This window comes from Stenotrophomonas sp. STEN063, assembly GCF_056854515.1.
On record NZ_JBXFWF010000129.1, the window covers coordinates 1 to 2,317 of the forward strand.

Consider the following 2,317-nt stretch of genomic DNA (forward strand, 5'->3'; position numbering starts at 1 on the left):
ATGCTCGGCACAGGCTTTGCTGGTAATGCCCAATGCCGAGCATGGCTCGGCACTACAGGGTTGGCTTCTTCGGTAAAGCCCCTGCCGAGCATGGCTCGGCACTACAGGTGAATCGTTTTCGAGGACGCCGGTCAAAGCGCGTCGAGGTCACCCAGGGCGCGGATCAGACGCCGGGCGCGCTTGTCGGGCTTGTGCTCCGGGGCCTGGTAGCCGGTGCGTTCGGCGGCGCGGCGAAGGTGCAGTTCGTGACGCGCCTGTTTAGAGGCCGCCGATTCTTCGTACATGGCCTGCGCCACCGGCGCCGAGCCGCGTTTGTCACTGAGCCCGCGTACCGCGATCTCGAAGATCTCGTCGCCACGCTGCACCCGCAGCGCATCGCCCACGCGGATGGCGCGCGAGGATTTCGGCCGCTGCCCTTCCACATCCACCTTGCCGGTCTCCACCGCCTGCTTGGCCAGGCTGCGGGTCTTGAAGAAACGTGCAGCCCACAGCCACACATCAAGACGAATGCTTGCTACCACTACGACTTCGCCACTCATTGCGCTGCCATGACTCCCTTGTTGTCGCCCAAGCAGTGATACCTGCCACCGCCGCGCTCACCTGCAAGATGCTAGTGTGCCTGCCCCGATCCCGACAACGCTGTCCATGTCGAAAACCAAGCAAACCCGCTCGCTGACCGAAGGCCCGATCGGCACCAGCCTGCTCATGTTCGCGCTCCCGATTCTGGCTGGCAACATCGCACAGTCGCTGAATGGCTCGGTCAACGCCATCTGGGTCGGCAAGTTCCTCGGTGAGGCGGCGCTGACCGCCACGGCCAACGCCAACAACATCATGTTCTTCCTGATCGGCTCGGTGTTCGGCATCGGCATGGCCGCGACCATCCTGATCGGCCAGTCCATCGGCGCAAAGGACCTGCCGCAGGCGCGACGGGTGATGGGCACCAGTGCAACCTTCTTCATCAGCCTGTCTGCGCTGATCGCGGTACTGGGCTGGTTCCTCTCGCACCGCCTGCTGGTGGCGATGGGCACACCGGCCGAATCCCTGCCGATGGCCGACGCCTATCTGAAGGTGATCTTCCTGGCGATGCCGCTGCTGTATGCGTTCGCCTTCATTACCGCCGCCCTGCGCGGCGCCGGCGATGCGCGCACGCCGTTCCGCTTCCTGCTGCTGGCAGTGCTGATGGATATCGCCTTCAACCCGTTGCTGATCTTCGGCGTGGGCCCGTTCCCGGAACTCGGCATTGCCGGTGCAGCGTGGGCCACCTTCTTCTCGCAGGGCCTGGCATTGGCCGGGCTGATGCTTTACCTGCGCAACAAGCGACACATGCTGTGGCTGGGACGCAAGGACATCGGCCTGCTGAAGATCGACACCGTCATCCTCAAGGCGCTGGTGGTCAAGGGCGTGCCGATGGGCCTTCAGATGATCCTGATCTCGCTGGCAATGATCATGATGATCAGCATGGTCAATGGCTACGGCGTGGAAACCGCCTCGGCCTATGGCGCGGCGATGCAGTTGTGGACCTACGTGCAGATGCCGGCCATGGCCATTGGCGCGGCCTGCTCGACGATGGCCGCGCAGAACGTGGGCGCCGGGCTCTGGCCACGCGTGGAAGCCACCGCGCGTACCGGCGTGCTGTTCAATTTCCTGCTGACCGGTGCCTTGATCGCGCCGATCATCCTGTTTGATCGCAGCACCCTGGCGTTGTTCCTGCCAGCAGCCAGCGAGGCGCTGGAAATCGGCCGCCACCTGAATCACATCGCGGTGTGGTCGTTCCTGTTCTTCGGGGTCAACTTCGTGCTGTCCGGCGTGGTCCGCTCCACCGGCGCGGTGCTGCCACCGCTGTTGATCCTGGCAATCGGCATGTGGGGCATCCGCGTGCCGTTCGCGTTGTGGCTGCAGCCGCGCTTTGGTGCCGATGCGATCTGGTGGAGCTTCCCGGTCAGCGCGCTGTGCTCGATGCTGATGATCATGGCCTATTACCGCTGGGGTAATTGGCGCAAGGCAACGATCCTGGACAAGCCAGCGCAGGCCACCCCGGCGGAAGTGCCGGCTACGCCACCATCGCCGGTAGCGGATCCGGACGTGGAATTGGAACGCTAGACAGCGCTGTGGGAGCTGTGGGAGCTGCCTCAGCCGCGAAGCTGGCATTGCTGGAAAGGCCGAAGAGCTCAACCCCTCCCCAACCCTCCCCTACGCCTCCGGCGCAAGGGAAGGAGCTGCACGACCTGTAGTGGGGGGGGCGGGGGCGGGCGGGGCGCAGGGGGGGAGGCGGGCGGTGGCGGACGGAACGGGGGCACGGGCTTGCGTGAATAGAGCG

2 protein-coding genes are annotated in these 2,317 nt (G+C 64.9%); one reads left to right on the top strand and one right to left on the bottom strand.

Annotation, left to right across the window (positions count from 1 at the left end; translation table 11 throughout):
- Window positions 1-131 precede the first annotated feature (131 nt).
- Window positions 132-539 carry an RNA-binding S4 domain-containing protein gene (locus AC1VWL_RS19270; protein ID WP_482987750.1) on the bottom strand — a complete coding sequence of 136 codons (408 nt, stop codon included), beginning with the start codon at window positions 537-539 and terminating at the stop codon, window positions 132-134.
- A 106-nt stretch (window positions 540-645) separates the two neighbouring features.
- Here AC1VWL_RS19270 and AC1VWL_RS19275 point away from each other — a divergent pair, with 106 nt between their 5' ends.
- Complete coding sequence (locus AC1VWL_RS19275; RefSeq protein ID WP_482987751.1) at window positions 646-2,100, top strand: MATE family efflux transporter; 1,455 nt, start codon at window positions 646-648, stop codon at window positions 2,098-2,100.
- Window positions 2,101-2,317: the final 217 nt, after the last annotated feature.